The 17295-nt window shown below is 59.1% G+C and carries 14 protein-coding genes; 7 read left to right on the forward strand and 7 right to left on the reverse strand.

The window, feature by feature from the left end; translation table 11 throughout:
* Positions 1–413: 413 nt before the first annotated feature.
* The gene (locus NE562_RS14920) at positions 414–746 is read left to right on the forward strand and encodes a helix-turn-helix domain-containing protein (protein ID WP_280963213.1); all 333 of its coding nucleotides are present in this window, start codon (positions 414–416) and stop codon (positions 744–746) included.
* A gap of 191 nt (positions 747–937) precedes the next feature.
* Here NE562_RS14920 and NE562_RS14925 read toward each other — a convergent pair whose 3' ends face one another.
* The 4 genes from NE562_RS14925 to NE562_RS14940 all read right to left on the reverse strand — a co-directional run bounded on the left by NE562_RS14925 (position 938) and on the right by NE562_RS14940 (position 5352).
* Complete coding sequence (locus NE562_RS14925; RefSeq protein WP_280963214.1) at positions 938–1207, reverse strand: hypothetical protein; 270 nt, start codon at positions 1205–1207, stop codon at positions 938–940.
* A 186-nt stretch (positions 1208–1393) separates the two neighbouring features.
* The gene (locus NE562_RS14930) at positions 1394–2377 is read right to left on the reverse strand and encodes a putative PEP-binding protein (RefSeq protein WP_280963215.1); all 984 of its coding nucleotides are present in this window, start codon (positions 2375–2377) and stop codon (positions 1394–1396) included.
* A 238-nt stretch (positions 2378–2615) separates the two neighbouring features.
* Complete coding sequence (locus NE562_RS14935; RefSeq protein WP_280963216.1) at positions 2616–3800, reverse strand: iron-containing alcohol dehydrogenase; 1185 nt, start codon at positions 3798–3800, stop codon at positions 2616–2618.
* Positions 3801–4002: 202 nt separating this feature from the next.
* Positions 4003–5352, reverse strand: coding sequence for an MATE family efflux transporter (locus NE562_RS14940; protein WP_280963217.1), 1350 nt, complete (start codon positions 5350–5352; stop codon positions 4003–4005).
* A 270-nt stretch (positions 5353–5622) separates the two neighbouring features.
* Here NE562_RS14940 and NE562_RS14945 point away from each other — a divergent pair, with 270 nt between their 5' ends.
* The 6 genes from NE562_RS14945 (at position 5623) to NE562_RS14970 (ending at position 13346) form a co-directional block, all read left to right on the forward strand.
* On the forward strand, positions 5623–6561 hold the full coding sequence (locus tag NE562_RS14945; protein WP_280963218.1) for a tetratricopeptide repeat protein: 939 nt from the start codon (positions 5623–5625) through the stop codon (positions 6559–6561).
* The gene (locus NE562_RS14950; protein WP_280963219.1) at positions 6558–7481 is read left to right on the forward strand and encodes a DUF4037 domain-containing protein; all 924 of its coding nucleotides are present in this window, start codon (positions 6558–6560) and stop codon (positions 7479–7481) included. The genes NE562_RS14945 and NE562_RS14950 overlap by 4 nt, the downstream gene beginning before the upstream one ends.
* Before the next feature lie 5 nt (positions 7482–7486).
* On the forward strand, positions 7487–8116 hold the full coding sequence (locus NE562_RS14955; protein ID WP_280963220.1) for a DUF4125 family protein: 630 nt from the start codon (positions 7487–7489) through the stop codon (positions 8114–8116).
* A gap of 13 nt (positions 8117–8129) precedes the next feature.
* Positions 8130–9518, forward strand: a complete 1389-nt coding sequence (locus NE562_RS14960) for an MATE family efflux transporter (RefSeq protein WP_280963221.1) — start codon at positions 8130–8132, stop codon at positions 9516–9518.
* Positions 9519–11807, forward strand: coding sequence for an excinuclease ABC subunit UvrA (locus tag NE562_RS14965; protein ID WP_280963222.1), 2289 nt, complete (start codon positions 9519–9521; stop codon positions 11805–11807).
* Between the two features lie 201 nt (positions 11808–12008).
* The gene (locus tag NE562_RS14970) at positions 12009–13346 is read left to right on the forward strand and encodes an MATE family efflux transporter (RefSeq protein WP_280963223.1); all 1338 of its coding nucleotides are present in this window, start codon (positions 12009–12011) and stop codon (positions 13344–13346) included.
* A 303-nt stretch (positions 13347–13649) separates the two neighbouring features.
* Here the strand turns inward: NE562_RS14970 and NE562_RS14975 are convergent, their stop codons facing one another.
* Genes NE562_RS14975 through NE562_RS14985 form a run of 3 tightly spaced genes read right to left on the reverse strand, consistent with a single transcriptional unit; the run spans position 13650 to position 17284 of the window.
* Positions 13650–14450 (reverse strand): hypothetical protein, encoded by an 801-nt coding sequence (locus NE562_RS14975; RefSeq protein WP_280963224.1) that lies wholly within the window; start codon positions 14448–14450, stop codon positions 13650–13652.
* 39 nt (positions 14451–14489) lie between these two features.
* A complete protein-coding gene (locus NE562_RS14980; RefSeq protein ID WP_280963225.1) occupies positions 14490–15764 on the reverse strand; it encodes an FAD-dependent oxidoreductase in 1275 nt (424 codons plus the stop codon).
* On the reverse strand, positions 15761–17284 hold the full coding sequence (locus tag NE562_RS14985; protein ID WP_280963226.1) for a tripartite tricarboxylate transporter permease: 1524 nt from the start codon (positions 17282–17284) through the stop codon (positions 15761–15763). The genes NE562_RS14980 and NE562_RS14985 overlap by 4 nt, the downstream gene beginning before the upstream one ends.
* Between the last annotated feature and the right edge of the window lie 11 nt (positions 17285–17295).

Below are 17295 nucleotides of genomic sequence, written 5' to 3' on the forward strand. Positions count from 1 at the left end.
GCGCGTTCGCGCGAGATTCTTCACTTCGTTCAGAATGACATACGGAATTTCTTTTATTTTACAACGCGCCCTTTGATCTCCAATCCATTCCCTTTCCCTATCTAGGGCGGCGTGTGCCGCCCTTTCGTTTTGCGTGCGGTTGGCTGTGTGCCGGATCGGGTGCCGAGGGATTCAGTGGACGGGTGCCTCCGCACGGCCGGACCGGCCTTGTTTGGCGCGCCCAGCTTTCTTGGCGCGCGGCTTCTTTCAGAATAACATGAGGAATTATACTATTTTGCATTACAGCTTTTGCTTCATAAAATTATATTTTATTCAAGTTACCCGTATATGGGTAGCTTGGGGTGTTTTCAGTGCTATTATGAAGAAGGGGAGATAGAGCATATCCTGAATTCCTTCAGGAAGGGGGTATATAGTTGACGGATAAGGGATATATGGGGAAACGCCTAAAAGCCGCACGTAAAAGCAAAGGATTGACCGGAGAACGCTTAGCGGAATCATGCTACATCAACGCGACATATTTGCGACAGATAGAAGCTGGCAGAAAGCTGCCAAGTTTACCGGTTTTCATCACCTTGTGCAAAGCATTAGAGGTATCCCCTACCTTTTTACTCGTAGACAGCATCGACAAAAATGAACTGAGCGGATTGGGCGAGCTGGCCGCGCTGTGGTCAACCGCAACGCCGGATCAACTGGAACTTGTTACGGCAATGATTCGCAGCGTTTTGGAGCACCTGCGAAAGGAATGATGAAAGCCGTTTATCTGGGTGCTCCGTCCTCGGCCGAGTGAGGTCACTCGGCCCTACACCGAAAGGGTTATCGCTCACCGAAAATGTAGGGCGCGACGCCCTCGGCGCGCCGAGAGCGAAGCACCGGGATAAGTGAGAGCATCAAACAGGCTGGTACGGCCGAGCGAAGGGACATGATTTCTCAGGAAGCGTTACGTCCCTTCGAGATGGCGCGCCGAGGGCGTGGTCCAGACCAGCTTCTCTTGGCCTTCGGCCAATTCACCTTCTCGCGCCCTACTAGCTCGGTGAATCCCTTGTTTTTTCCTATGCGTTTCCCTTATCTTAATAAAATTGGTGACCCCGAGCCACCAATAAAACAGGCCCTGTGGATTTTCCACAGGGCCTGTCAGCGTGTCAAAGAACCCCTCGCGCCGCAGCGCGCAATAAAATTGAAAATTGAAGCTTAGCTTCAATTTGACCAAAAACCGGGAGCATGTATCTCGGTTTTTGAACAAACCGGCGGCGAAGTGTGCCCAAAGGGCGCGCGCCAGAGCCGGAAATCTCGATCGAAATGGGGCTTTGTTTCGATCGACAGACTGTCAAAACTTGTTTTTTGACAGTCTGACAGGCCCTGTGGAAAATCCACAGGGCCTGTTTCCAAGGGGAGATCAAACGCTTTCGGGTTCTTCGCTGCTTAGAATGTTTTCCGCGCGGAGCAGGTGCTGCTGGCCGATCAGGATATCGATCCCCATGTTGCCGCAGAACTTTCTGCCCTTTTCGCTTAACACACAGTGTCCGATGGCGCTCAGCCGAATATCCGGGCGAACGCTGCGGATGCGCTCCAACGCGATCGTAAGCAGCGTGCCGACGCCGACGTCGTCAAACTCGCGAAAGGGATTGTGGCGAAAAACCTGCTCGTGCAGATACTTGGAGATCACCTTGCGGGAATCCAGCTTGCACATGCCGTACAGCAGCTGCACGAGCTCCTCCACGTTAAAGACGATCGCGTCCGCGTAGGCGGCAAGCTGATCCGCGATGCAGGCGGCGCGCGGCGTGGCGATCTCGATGCCGACGGTGCACGCGATGCCGAAGGTAGCGGCGTACTCGGTGATAATGCCCTTCAAATATTCGACCTCGCCGCAATCGGATACGAACGGAAGCAGCATGGACAGCTTGTGGATGCCGCGCTCCTTGGCCGCCGTGAAGATCGCTTGCAGCAGCGTGCGGAACAGCAGCCCGTTGCCGATCATCATGCGGCAGCCCCGGCAGCTCAGCTCGGGATTGAAGGATTGCAGGCCGCGCTTTTGCCCCTCCAGCCATTCGGCGGGGCGGGCGGTGTATTCGCTCAACCGTGCGAATTCCGCCGCGGTGCGGGGCAGGAACGAATCGATCGGCCGGTCGGGCAGGCGAATGCAGACCTGCATTTTGCCGCACTCCTCGACCTTTTCCAGCCACAGGCTCGTTTGCCCGCGCAGCATTTTTTTCAGCCGCTCATCCTCCGCGTTTTCCGGCGGGTCGAGCAGCAGGCTTTGGATCAGCAGGCGCTGATCGTCCATCCGCATCAGGCAGTCTTCCGCCGTCAGCATGATGCCGTCCGTTTGCTCGACTGATTCAAGCTCTTCCACCGCGTCAATTTCCGTGAAGTATTTCATGCCATACCCCTTTCATAATTTATCCGGCGTTTTCAGCCGGCGTTTTCCTTCTTATTTTGTCATGCGATAAGCGCGTTTCAATGCATGGAACCCGTGACCCGCCAGAAAAAGAAAAAAGGGAAATCAGCCAATTTACCGGGGCCTGCTGACACACTGCGTTCATGTCAACAGGCCCCGGTTCATTCCGTACCCATGGATTACCAGCGGAAGGGCAAACCCTCCGCAAGCCGTTTTGCGCTTAAAGCGCCATGCGATAGATCTCGGCGGCGATCTCCGGCGTCAGCTTGACAAAGTTGCCGTGATTGGGCGCGCCGTGGAACATATTTTCCACCATCTTCGGGATATCCTCTTCCTTGCCGCCCAGCTCGCCGATGGTGGTGGGCATGCCGATATCCTTCATGAAGCGCTGGAACGCCTTGATGCCTTCCATGCCGGTCACTTCGGGGTGCTCGAAATCGATCTGGCAGCCCCATACGCGGTTGGCGAACATGACGAAGCGATCGGTGCCCTGCGTCTTCATGGCGTATTCCATCCAGTAGGGGAAGAGCAGCGCCAGACCCGCGCCGTGCGACGCGCCGTAAAGGATGCCAATCTCGTTATCCATATGGTGGGTGCCCCAGTCCTGCGCGCGGCCCACGCCGGTCGAGTTGTTCTGGGCGATCATCGCGGCCCACATGATGTTGGCGCGCGCTTCATAATTCTGCGGGTCGGCCATTACGCGGCGGCCTTCCTTAATCATCGTGAGCATGACGGCCTCAAGCAGGCGGTCGGTCAGCTCAACGTCCTTGGAGTGAGAGAAGTAACGCTCCATGCAGTGCGCCATGATATCGGCGATGCCGCTGGCCGTCTGGTACGGGGGCAGGGTCATCATCAGTTCGGGGTTCATGATGGCGAAAAGCGGGCGCAGGATGTCGCCGTCCGCGCAGCGCTTGTACTGGTTGCCGTCCTCGGTTACCAGCGTGACGACCGAGTCGGTCGAGCCTTCCGAACCGGAAGCGGCGATGGTGACGATGCAGCCTACCGGCAGCGCTTCGGTAACAGGGCCCTTTTTGCCGCAGTAGAAATCCCAGAAATCGCCGTCATACGGAACGCCCAGCGCGATGCCCTTGGCGGAGTCCATGACAGAGCCGCCGCCTACGGCAAGAACAAAGTCCACGCCTTCCTTGCGGGCCAGCTCGATGCCTTCGTAAACCAAATCGCTGTGGGGGCTGGCCTTTACGCCGCCAAGCTCCACATAGCCGATGCCCTTGGCGTCCAGCGAAGCCTTGACGCGGTCGAGCAGGCCGGAGCGAACGACAGAGCCGCCGCCGTAGTGGATCAGCACCTTGTGTCCGCCGTAGCGCGATACAAACTCACCGGTCTTTTCCTCCGTGCCCTTGCCGAATACAAAGTATGTCGGGCTGTAAAATTCAAAATTATCCATACTATCTACCTCCTAAAATGAATTACAATACCAAGTGGAGCGGTACGTTCCGCCCCGCCTACCTTGTATTTATTATAACGGCAGGCCCGTGGCCGCGATGTGCTTTCCCTCCTTTATTTTTTGCAGAATCTCGCTTTTTGCAAAACAGGATATTAAAACAGCCAGCCCGCAAACATCTCGCGGGCTGGCAAAAAAACATGTTTTATGATACAGTAGGTTCTGCCGCGCTGTCCCAGCGATGGAGCTGACGGCGGTAAAGAAAAACGCCGGCAGCGCCGGTGATCAGCTCGGACGCGGGGAACGCGATCCAAGTATAGCCCAGCCCGATGAGCGACAGCAGCCAGAAGATCGGGATCAGGCAGCAAACCTGCCGGATGAGCGAAAGCACGATGCTGGGCAGCGTCGCCCCGATGGACTGAAAGAAGATCGGCATCATCAGGGACAGCACCGCCGGAAGAAAGCTCAGCCCGATGATGCGAAACGCCGGCTTGCCGATCTCCAGCACCGCGGCATTCTGGGAAAACAGCGCGATCAGCGGACCGGGGATCAGTTCAAAGCACAAGACGCCGAGCAGCATGAAGCTCATGGCCACCACGATGGAGTTCGCCATGATCTTTCTGCACCGTGCAAAGTTTGCACGGGCAAAATTGTAGCTCAGTACCGGGATGATACAGGTTTGCAGGCCCATCAGCGGGATGAAGAAAAAGGACTGCATTTTATAGTACAGGCCCAGCACGGTCACGGCTTCGTCCGAAAACCCGGCGAGGATGACGTTGAGCACCACGATATAGATCGTAAATAGCAGCTGCATGAAGATGGAGGGGTAGCCCATCGTATAGATCTGCCCCGCGAACCGCGTGATGGCGGCGGGGCTGGGCAGCCGCCGAAAGCCGGTCACGCCTGTGATCAGCGCGGCCACGAATTGCCCCGCGACGGTCGCCACAGCCGCGCCCGCGATGCCCATGGAGGGGAAAATACCCCAACCGAAGATCAGCAGCGGGTCAAGGATGATATTGGTCACGGCGCCCGCGATCTGCGCCAGCATGGGCAGCCGCATGTCGCCGCCTGCCTGATGCACCTTGGTCCAAATACTCTCTAAAAATATGCCGAGACTGCCCACGCACACGATCGTGCCGTAGGTCACCGCGTATTCGACCGCCCGGGGCGACCCGGCGGAGGTCTTGACGTACGCCGTCATCAGAATCGTCGATAACACGGCAAAGGCCACCCAAGTGATCAGCGCGAGCACTTCGCCCGCGCCCGCGGTCCCGTCCGCGTCCTCCGCCCGTCCCTGCGCGTACAGACGCGCCATGACGATGTTGACGCCCACGCCCGTGCCGACCGCGAGCGCCGTGATGGTGAGCTGGATGGGGAAGATGACCGACAGGGCGGTCAGTCCGTCGCTGGAATACTGGCCGACAAAGTAGCTGTCTACAATATTATAAAGCGCCTGAATGAGCTGCGCCAGCATGACCGGCGGCGCCATTCGGATCAAAATCTTCCAGATGCTTTCTTTTTCAAAAAGACTGTTGTGCGTGACTTGCTGTTCCATGTTTTCTGCTTCTCCAATGCTTCCAAAAATAGGCCTGCACTATCATAATCCAAACAAGCCGGTATTTCAAGAAAAATCGTCGAATTTATCGAAAATTTAACCGCATAAGTTGCAGGCCGTCCGGCGCTTTCGTGATTTGCAACAAAGAACCCCCGGCAAACAGACCGCAAAATGCAAAAATCTCATGAGATGATGCAAATCATTCGGACGGGCGTTTTTTTATAATGATTAAAAATGGGAGTGGTGTAACCAAAGACTGGAGGGATCGCCATGCAGGACGGTCTGGAAAAATTCTATCGCGGTCTGGATCGGCAGTACGCCGAGGGAAACCTGAGCGATGTGGAACAGTATTTGCTGGAAAGCGTGAGCCGCACGCGGAACGGACAGAAAAACGAGCGGGGCGAGGCCATCGCGATCTATAATGAATTAGGTTCCTTTTACCGGGGCGTTAGCCGGTATGCGCAGTCCCTTGCCGCGTTTGAACGGGCCAGAGCGCTGGCCGCGAGCGATCTGGGGCAGGAATGCAGCCAGTACGCAACCATCCTCAACAATATGGCGGGCACCTACCGGCTGACCGGCGAATACGATCGCGCGATCGAGCTGTTCCACGAAGCGATGGCGATCTACCGCCGCGAGGGACAGCAGCACACCTATGCATATGCAAGCGTACTGAATAATCTGTCTCTTGTTTACCGGGAAGCGAACCAGATCGACCGGGCGATCGAATACTTGGAGCAGGCCTTGCAGCTCATCCAGCAAATGCCGGGGTATGAGCAGGAACTCGCGGTAACCTACAATAACCTGACCGCGCTGTACCACGCGGCGGGCGACAACGAGCGGGCCATGCTTTGTTTGGACCGCGCGCTGAACGAATTTGAAAAATGCGCGGATGATGAAAACGTGCATTATGCCGCGGGTCTGAACAGCATGGCGGGTTTTTTGTTTGCGGCGGGGGAGTACGAGCGGGCGCTTGCGCTTTACCGCAAATCCGCGAAATACACCAAGCGCTTCTTTGGCGAAAACATGGAGTACGGCATCACCTGCCAAAATATGTGCTGGGCCTATACCAAGCTGGAAAAGTGGGGCGAAGCCATCGCGGTGCTGGCCAAGGCGGAGCAGGTATACAAACGGCTGCTGGGCGAGGACCACGAGCGCACCCGCGCGGTGGCGGATAATTTGAAGCAGCTGCGGCAGGGGAGCAAGGCGTGAACGGGCTGGCGCTTGCCCGCGCCTATTATGAGACCGTGGGCCGCGTGGCGCTCCAAGAAAACGTGCCCGCGCTCGTGCCCCGCATGGCGGTCGGTCTGGCGGGGGAAGGGTCCGAATGCTTTGGCTTTGACGACGAATGGTCAAGGGACCATGATTGGGGCCCGGCCTTTTGCATCTGGCTGGAGGAAGCGGACTACCGCGCCCACGGCGCGCGGGTACAGGCGGTATACGATAGCCTGCCCGGCGAAATAGAGGGCTTTCCCGCAAGAGAAAACGGCGCGTGGAGCGGCGGGCGGGTCGGCTGTCTGTGCGCGCCGGACTGGTACCGGCGCTATACCGGCTTGCCCGAAGGTCCGGAAACGCTCGCGCAGTGGCGGCGCGTGCCGGAAGCCTTTTTGGCGACCGCCACGAACGGAGAGATATTCGACGACCCGTCAGGCCGTTTTACAGCGGTCCGCGAAAGGCTGTCGCGCTTTTACCCCGAGGATGTACGGATTAAAAAGCTTGTGGCGCGGGCGGCGATCATGGCGCAAGCGGGGCAGTACAACTATCCGCGCAGCATGAAACGCGGCGAAACCGTCGCGGCGCGGCTCGCCTTGGCGGAATTCACCAAAGCGGGAATCAGCATGGTCTATTTGCTGAACCGCCGGTACGCCCCCTTTTATAAGTGGATGCATCGCGGCCTAAAGGGCCTGCCGAAGCTGCCCCGCGCTTACGAGCAGTTCCGGCTGCTCGGCGAGGCAAGGCCCGGCGCGGAAACGGAAGAGCGGATCGAAGGCATTTGCCTGACCGTGGCGGCCGAGCTGAAACGGCAAGGCCTGACCGACCGCACGGAACCATTTTTACAGGCGCACTGTTTGGAAATGATGAAACGGATCAAAGACCCCGCGCTGCGGCAAACGCACATCATGGAGGAGTGACCGGCATGAAAAAGCCCGTGGAAGAGATCGTCGCCATGGAATGGGAAATGTTCGATAGGGTGCAGAACCTTGGCGGAAGAGCGCCCTGCCAGAATGATCGGGATACCTTTTTTATCATGCGCTCCAGCCAGCTCGCGGCGTGGAGCCCCGCCATGCGCGAAAGCTATTTAAACGACCTTGCGGCCGCGCAAAAGGCGGGGCGCAATTTGCTGAGCGAAAAATACGCCTATATGATGGCGCGCACGGCGCCGGAAGAATATGCGCGGATATGTGACCGCCTGCCGCCGCGCACCCCGGATAAGGAGCGGCTGATCGAGCTGATCTGCAAGGCGCACGTCGCGTGGCAGGAGGCGCTGGCGCGGCAATATCCCTGTCTTGCGGGCCGGGGCAGGGCCATACGCAAGGAGGCGGACAGCGCCGCCGTGACCTCGTTTGAGACCTACCTTTGGGGGGAGCTGGCGACCTATTCGCTGGATACGCTGGAGCGCTACGCCGCGTATGTGGCGGGCCTTGCGCGCGAAGGCGTAAGTTTAAACGCCATGATCCTGCAAAACATGGTCGCGCGGTACGGCTACGGCTCGGCGGAGGAAGCGGAAGCGCGGCTTTCCGGCGTAGGGGCCGATATTACATCATGAGGAGACGCTTGCGGTGAAAAGCAAAACAACGATCGATATGACCAACGGCCCGCTGCTGGGCAATATTCTGCTGTTCAGCCTGCCGCTGATGGCGTCCAATATTTTGCAGATTCTGTTCAACGCGGCGGACGTGGTCGTGGTGGGCCGGTTTGCGGGCCACACCAGCTTGGCCGCCGTGGGCAGCACGGTGAGCGTGATCTTTCTGTTTACCAACCTGCTGATCGGCCTTGCCGTGGGCGTCAATGTGGTGATCGCCCGCTATTTGGGGCTGACCGGGTACGAACGGGAGATATCGCGCACGCTGCACACCTCGGTGCTGGTCGCGCTGGTGGGCGGCACGCTCCTCGGTTTGATCGGCATCGCGGCGACCGGCTGGGTGCTCGATCTCATTTCGGTACCGGAAGACGTGCGCTCGCTCGCGGCCACCTATATGCGCATTTATTTTATTGGCACGCCGGTTAATATGCTGTATAATTATGGCGCGGCCGCGTTGCGCGCCAAGGGCGATACCCGCCGCCCGCTCATCTTTTTGCTCATCAGCGGCGTGCTCAATGTCGTTCTGAATTTAATCTTTGTCATTCCGCTGCAAATGAACGTGGTGGGCGTGGGTCTGGCCACGGTCATCAGCCAAGGGCTGAGCGCGGTGCTGGTGCTGCACTGCCTGTCTCAGGCAGAGGATGAGCTGCGCTTTAGCTGGCGGGACCTGTGTCTGGACCGGCGCAGCTTGATCGATATCGCCCGCATCGGCATTCCCGCGGGCGTGCAAAGCTGCCTGTTCAGCTTGGCAAACGTGGTGATCCAAGGCGCGATCAACTCGTACGACAGCATTATCATGGCCGGTTCCAGCGCGGCGGCCAATATAGAAAATTTCCTGTACAGCTCGATGAATTCGTTCCACCACGCCTGCCAGACCTTTACCAGCCAGAACGTGGGCGCGGGGCGGTATGACCGCATCGGCCGTATCGTGCGCACCTGCATCCTCTGCACCATCGTGCTCGGCGTGACCCAAAGCGCTTTGGCGGATATTTTCGCCCGCCCGCTGATCAGCATTTATAACAGCGACCCGGCCGTGATCACGGCGGGCGCGGAGCGTTTGGTCATCATGGCCACGCCCTATGTGATCTTCGGCTGCGCCGATGTGCTGGTTGGCGCGATACGCGGCTACGGCTATCCGATCGCACCGGTCATCATCAATCTGCTGGGTACCTGCGGCTTCCGCCTGCTTTGGATATCCCTCTTGGATACCAGCAAGGTCAGCGTGCATTGGGTGTATATGTCGTTCCCGATCAGCTGGGTGCTGATCTCGTTGGCGCTCATTCCGTTTTGGATCTATCTGCGGCGGCGGGAGCATCGCGTGGGGCCGCGTTCCGGGCACCCGGAAAAGAAATTGGAAGAAGGATAGATGGAAACCGTGATGAAGGCAAGAGAAGAGATCGAGATCGTCGGCGCTTCGGAAAACAATCTGAAGCACCTGACCCTTTCCGTCCCCAAGGAGGAGCTGGTCGTGATCGCCGGGGTGTCCGGCTCCGGCAAAAGCACGCTCGCTTTTGAAACGCTCGCGGCGGAGGGCGGCCGCCAATGGCAGGCCACCTATCCGCTGTATCTGCGCAACCGCCTGCCGCGCTACGAGCGCCCGGCGGTCGATTATATCCGCAACCTGACCCCCTGCGTGGTGGTCGATCAAAAGGCCATCGGCGCGAACGCCCGCTCCACCGTGGGCACGGCGGCGGATGTTTCGCCGCTCGTCCGCCTGCTGTTTTCGCGCGTGGGCAAGCCCAGCGCGGGCGGCTCCATGGCCTATTCGTTCAACCACCCGCACGGCATGTGCCCGGATTGCACCGGCCTTGGCGAGCGGGTGCAGCTTGATGAGGACAGCTTATTTGACATCGATAAATCAATCAACGAGGGCGCGATCCGGTTCAGCCAGTTTTCCGGCGGCAGCTGGCAGGAGTTTTATTATCACTGCAACCCTCTGCTGGACGCGGATAAAAAGCTGCGCGATTATACCGAGGAGGAGTGGAAGGTCCTGCGCATCGGCCCGGACACGCCGCTGGTGATGGATTTTATCCGCAACAACACCGGTCAAGTATCCAAGTTGCCGTACGAGGGCGTGGTCGCCCGGTTCAACCGGCTGTATTTGAACCGCGATATCTCCGGGCTGAAAAAGGGCGTGCGGGACGAAGCCATGCGCTTTGTCCGGCGCTGCCCCTGCTCGTCCTGCGGCGGCAGCGGCCTGAACCCCAAGGCGCTGGCCTCCCGCATCGGCGGCTATAACATTTCGGACTACTACGCCATGCAGGTGAGCGACCTGCTGCCGGTGCTGGAGCAGATCAGCGATCCGCTGGGGCGCTCCATCGCGGCGCAGATCGCGGATAGCCTGCGGCATATGGTGCAGGTCGGTCTGGGCTATCTCAGCCTGTCGCGCCGGACGGACACGCTGTCCGGCGGCGAGGCGCAGAGACTGAAGATGGTGCGCCATCTGGGCAGCAGCCTGAGCAATATCACCTATATTTTTGACGAACCAACCGCCGGCCTGCATCCGGCGGACGCCAGACGGATCGGCGACCTGCTGCTGGATCTGCGCGACAAACACAACACCGTGCTGGTGGTAGAGCACAGCAGGCAGATGATCGAACTGGCCGACCATGTGATCGAGCTGGGGCCATGGGCCGGCGGACAGGGCGGCGAGCTGGTCTATCAGGGCGATCTGGATGGCCTGCAGAAAAGCGATACGCTGACCGCGCGCTCGATGAGCGGCAATATCGCGCTGAACACGTCCCCGCTGCCGTGGCAGGAGGGCTTTGCCATCAAGCACGCCCGGCTGCACAATTTAAAGGACGTTTCCGTGACGGTGCCCAAGGGCATTCTGACAGCCGTTACCGGCGTGGCCGGTTCGGGCAAAAGCAGCCTAATCTGCCATGAATTCGCCGTGCGCTACGCGGAGGCCATCGTGATCGACCAGCGGCCCATCGGCACCTCGACCCGTTCCAGCCCGGCCACGTATACGGGCGTAATGGACGAAATACGCAAGCTGTTCGCCAAGCAAAACGGCGTGAGCGCGCAGTGGTTTAGCGCCAACTCCAAGGGGGCCTGCCCCGTTTGTAAGGGCAAGGGAGAGATCACCCCGGACGTGGCCTTTGCCGATCCCGTGGCGATCCGCTGCGAGGAGTGCGGCGGCAGCCGCTTTAACCCCACGGCGCTCAGCTATACCTATCAGGGCAAGAACATCGAACAGGTGATGGGCCTGACCATCACGCAGGCGCTGGAGTTCTTCCCCCAGCCCAAGATACAGGAGCCGCTGAAGGCCTTGCAGGAGGTCGGGCTGGGCTATATGACGCTGGGGCAGCCCACCAGCACCCTGTCCGGTGGCGAGACGCAGCGCCTGAAGCTGGCCAGCGAGCTGAACCGGGAGGGCAATGTTTACGTGATGGACGAGCCCTCCGCCGGTCTGCACAGCCGGGATGTGGAAAACCTGCTGGCGCTGCTGCGCAGGCTTGTGGAGCAGGGCAACACGGTCGTGGTGGTGGAACACCGTTTGGAGCTGATCGCCGCGGCCGATTGGATCATCGATATGGGGCCGGAGGGCGGCAACAAGGGCGGCGAAATCCTGTTTACCGGCACGCCGGAGGGCCTAATCGATTGCCCGCATTCGGAAACCGGCAAATACCTGCGCCGCTGCTGCAAGCCATGACAAGCGCTGCGCCGTGTGCTCACAAAATAAGAAACAAAAGGCGAAGGGACGCGGCCGCGTTCCTTCGCCTTGGCATGTCAAAAAACCTTCGCGCCGCTGCGCGTATGGAATGAGAAATTGAAGCGTTGCTTCCATTTGACAAAAAGGATATAATCATTACAAAACGTAAGTTGTAAATTACAGCTAGAAAGCGGTGCGGCGATGCAAAGCGATTTGACCAAGGGTCCGGTGATGAAGACCATGCTGCTTTTTGCGGTGCCCATGATTTTAGGCAACCTGCTACAGCAATGCTACAACGTGGCGGATACCTTGATCGTGGGCCGCTTTTTAGGCGCCGGGGCGTTGGCGGCGGTTGGCTCGGCTTTTTCACTGATGACCTTTCTCACCTCGATCCTGCTCGGGCTGTGCATGGGAAGCGGTGCGGTCTTTTCGATCCGCTTTGGCCAAAAGGACATGGATGGGCTGAAAGAAAGCATGGTTACCTCCTTTGCTTTGATCGCGGCACTGAGCATCCTTTTGAATGTGCTGGCCTTTTGGGGGATGGGCTGGGTCATGCGCGCGCTGCAAGTGCCGGAAGAGATCGTCGGCTTGATGCACGATTATCTGATCGTTATTTTTGCTGGAATCACGGCTGTATTTTTGTATAACTTTTTTGCGTGTCTGCTGCGCGCGATCGGCAATTCCATCATCCCGCTGCTGTTTTTGGCAATATCTGCGGTACTCAACATCGGGCTGGACCTTTGGTTCGTGCTGGGGCTGCGCCGGGGCGTCGCCGGAGCGGCGGAAGCCACGGTGATCGCGCAATATGTTTCGGGTATCGGGATCGCGCTTTATACGTGGCTTAAGTGCCCCGTACTGCGGCCGCAGAAAAAGCATTGCCGTGTGAGCAAGCGTTGCCTAAAGGAGATCGCCGGGTTTTCCGTACTCACCTGCATGCAGCAATCGGTGATGAATCTGGGCATTCTGATGGTGCAGGGGCTGGTCAACAGCTTTGGCGCCACCGTGATGGCGGCGTTCGCGGCGGCCGTGAAAATAGACGCTTTTGCCTATATGCCGGTGCAGGATTTTGGCAACGCCTTTTCCTCCTTCATTGCGCAGAACTACGGAGCGGGGCAGAAGGAGCGTATCCGCACCGGCGTGAAAGGCGCGATCGCGGTCTCGCTTCTCTTCTGCGTCGCGGTCTCCGCTGGCGTGTGGCTGTTTGCGCGCCCGCTGATGCGGTTGTTCGTCGGCGCGGGGGAAACCGCCATTTTGGCGGAGGGCATCCGCTATCTGCATATCGAAGGGGCGTTTTACTGCGGCATCGGCTGCCTGTTTTTGCTGTATGGGCTTTACCGGGCGCTGGGCAGGCCGGGTATGTCGGTCGTCCTCACCGTGCTGTCGCTCGGCACCCGTGTGGCGCTGGCATATGTGCTTTCCGCTGTCCCCGCCTTTGGCGTGGCGGGCATCTGGTGGTCCGTCCCCATCGGCTGGTTTCTGGCGGACGCCGTCGGCCTTCTCTACCTAAAACGTCAATTCCGGCGCGCCTTTGGATCATAAAATACCGCCGGGCGATAAGCCCGGCGGTATTGCAGCGTGTCAAAGAACTCCCTCGCGCCGCAGCGCGCATAAAATAGGATTTTGCCGTTTGCGGCAAAATTCATAAAAACCGGGAGCATGTATCTCGGTTTTTATACAAACCGACTTCAAGTGTGCCTGCAAGGCGCGCGTAGAAGCCGGAATCCTCGATCGAAATGGGGCTTTGTTTCGATCGATAGACTGTCAAAAATAGTTTTTTGACAGTCTCAAATACCGCCGGGCGATAAGCCCGGCGGTATTGAGAAGGAAGAAAGAGGCTGTCGATCAAAGGACCGCGGCGATATCCAATACCTTGGACAGCGCGCGGCGAACAAAAGCGAGCGTTTGTTCGCCAACGGCAAGCTCCACGCCGTGCGGCGCATGGGAAAGGTCCTTGATCTTGCCGTCCGCCGGGTCAAGACCCATGCGCAGGATATCGGTATAGGGAGAATCGGTGCTGATGGAGCGTTCGATCCCCACCTGATGCAGGCTGAAAAATTGGTTGGGGGCCAGCGCCTTGACGCGCTCGTACACTTCGCAGCCATCCACGCCGGCGGTTTGGGCCAGCGCCAGAAGCGGCTGGGCCAGTGCGTGGATCAGGATATTCGCCGCGGACGTATCGCGCTTGTCGCGCGCGTATTTGCGCACGGGCGCGGCGAGCGTCATGAGGAAAAGTCCGCCGCCCGGCAGCAGGCCGCTGTTTTCACGGGCCACGCGCGGCAGATAGGCTGCGCCATAGGCCAGCAGGTCGTCCAACTGCGTCCAATCCTGAGCGGTGCAACCCGCCGCCACACCGCGTTCCAAAAGCGCGGAAAGCAGGATCAGCGCGGTTTTTACGCCGTCCGCGGGAATCTCGGCTTGCCGCAGCACGGCGGCGGCCCGGCCCTTCTGCTGTGCCAGCTGCGCGTTTTGCAGCAGTACCGCAAAGGACGGCGTTGTGTGATACCCGCCATCCGAATCGATATACTGCACCAGCTTGCCGCTGCCATAGAGCCGCGCCGCAACTTGTGCCAGCGCGTGAACGCCGTCCGACAGAGCGGGGCAGGGGGGCGCGGCTATTTGCATTTTGTTCTGCATTTCTTTCATGCGGCCCGCCTTCACGCGGGCCGCTCTCCTTTCCATGTTTTACGGCGCGACATTGGTGCGGCGCAGCGCGTCGTGCAGTTCGTTCAGGTCGAGATCGAGCGGCGCTTTCTCCCGCGCGATGCAAAGCGCTGCCACAATGCCCATGGCATGCCCCATGTTCATGACGATCGGCATGACGCGGTAGCTGGAATGCGCCTTGTGCGTGCCTGAAATGTTGCGTCCATTGAGCAGCAGCCCTTCAATCCCTCGCGGTACGAAGCTGCGCAGCGGGATCGTATAGGGGGCGGGCTGCTGAAAGGCCTTGTATTCGCCGTTTGCGTCCAGCCCCGCGCCCTCAACGTTGTGCAGGTCGAAAAAGAAGTTGGACTTGGTGACGACCCAATCGTCAAACACCCTTGCCTCGGCGATATCGTCTTCGGTCAAACGGTAGTGCGCTTCAAAACGCCGCGTTTCGCGCACGCCGATCACGTCGGCGCTGTCGATCAGGTAGCAGCCCTCATAGCCGGGCACATGGCGCTGCAAGAAAGCGATGATTTCCGGGATCTGTTTTCTGCATACGTATTCAGCGCGATTGAGATCGCGCACGTCCGTACCGTCCACATTGATCACGTTGGTCATGTTGACGGTGACCACGCCGGGCAGCGAGGCGGGATACAGCAGGATGTGGCCGGCAGGCTGGGGCAGCTCCCGGCGGCCCAGCGTCTGTAAGTCGCCCTCGGGCAGCTGCACGGTGTCTTCAAAGCCCCAGAAGAACATGGCCCGATCCATATCCACACCCGCGACTTTAAACATGATGGTCATCGGCTGCATGCCGCCGTCCTCGCGGCCCTTTTCAAACGGCGCGCCCGCGCGGGCGGCCACGTCGCCGTCGCCCGTGGAATCGATCAGCATGCGGCAGGCGATGGCCTCCCGTCCGGATTTGCTTTCCGTAATGATGCCGGTCACGCGGCTGCCCTCCATCACCACATCGCTGAACGCGGTGTACAGCTGTACCTCCACCCCGGCTTCCTGCAGCATGTCCAGCATTAAAATGCGAAGCTTTTCGGGGTTGATCACCTGTTCGCTTTCACAGTCGCGCGCTTTGGCGCGCAACTCCTCAAAGCAGCCGCCGTCCTGTCGCCCGGTCCAGTGGCTCATAATGCCGGTGGTAGCGACCCCGCCGATCGCGCCGCTCTGTTCGATCAGCATGGTTTTGCGGCCCATGCGTGCGGCATGCAGCGCCGCGCCAAAGCCCGCCGGGCCGCCGCCCACGACGAGCACCTCGGTCTCGGCGACGACCGGGGTTTGCCGGGCCGGTTCGGTAATATAATTCATGTTGTTTCTCCTTCTGATATGACTTTTGCCGCTGCTTGGCGCTTGCTTTTGATCGATTTATAGCAGAACATGCCGATGGAAAGCGCGGCCAGCGCTAGAAACAGCAAGCTGAACGGGCGGGTCACGAAAATGGACAGGGAGTTATCCGACATGACCATCGCGTTGCGGAAATTCGTTTCCACCAGATCGCCCAGCACGACGCCGAGAATGATTGGCACCACGGAAAAGCCAAGCTTGCGCAGCAGAAAGGAAAATACGCCGATGCATACCGCCAGCAGCACATGGAAGGTGCTGGCCTCGCTCGAATAGGTGCCTGCGACGCAGTAGACGATGATCATCGCGCTCATCAGTTCATAGGGAATGCGCGTGATGTTGGAATAAAACGGGGTGAACACGCGGCCGATCAGCAGCATGAGCACGTTGACCACGATCAGGCCGACCATGATGCCGTACAGCACATCGGGGTAATCCTTGAACAGCGCCGGACCCGGCACCATGCCTTGCAGCATGAACGCGCCGAGCAGAATGGCGGTGCAGCCGTCGCCCGGCACGCCGAGCGTCAAAAGCGGGATAAGAGTCGAACCGGTGGTGGCGTTGTTGGCGGATTCCGAAGCGGAAATGCCCTCAATTTCACCATGGCCGAAATTATCCCCGTATTTGGAGGTTTTTTTGGCTTGATCGTAGCTGATGAAGGCCGCGATACCGCCGCCCGTGCCGGGCGTCGCGCCGACGATCGTGCCGATAACGGACGAGGTGAGCATCGTGCGGATACAGCGTTTGAATTCGGGCCATGAAAGCTTTTCACGGTCCAGCTTCAGCTTTTGTGTGCGCGCGGGGTCTGTTCGCGGGTTGTAATCAGACCGGCTGAGCAGCTCGGCAATGGCGAACAGGCCCACCAGCGTGACGATCAGCGGGATGCCGCCGGCCAGCTTGCGGTTGCCAAAGGCAAAACGAATGGCGCCGCTGACCGAGTCCTGCCCAATCACGGCAATGAAAATACCGATGATGCCGCCCATGATGCCCTTGATAATGTTGCCGTTTGAAATGCTGGAAATAATGGACAGGCCGAAAACCGCAATGCAGAAATATTCGGGCGGCCCGAAGATCTGTGTGATCTTTGCAATATTGGGCGCGGCGAACAAAAGCACCAGCGCGCTGAACAGGCCGCCGATAAAGGAGGCGTACAGCGCCATGGTCAGCGCTTTGAGCGGCTTGCCCTTTTGCGTCAGAGGATAGCCGTCCAAAACGGTCGCCGCGCTGGAGGGGGTGCCGGGCGTGTTGATCAGGATGGCGGTGATCGATCCGCCGTAGGTACCGCCGCAGTATAGGCCGAGCAGCAACAGCATGGATGGGATGGGCGGCATGCTGTACGTCAGCGGCAGGCAAAGGATGATGGCGATATCCGCCGTCAAGCCGGGGATCGCGCCGATGATAATGCCCGCGAGCAGGCCCACCGCGATCGCCACAAAGCTTTCCAAGGAGGCCATCATCGAAAGTCCGGTCAGAATATTTTCAAACATGGTTTCCCTCC

The organism is Butyricicoccus faecihominis (assembly GCF_024462775.1).
GTDB classification, from domain to species: Bacteria; Bacillota; Clostridia; order Oscillospirales; family Butyricicoccaceae; genus Agathobaculum; species Agathobaculum faecihominis_A.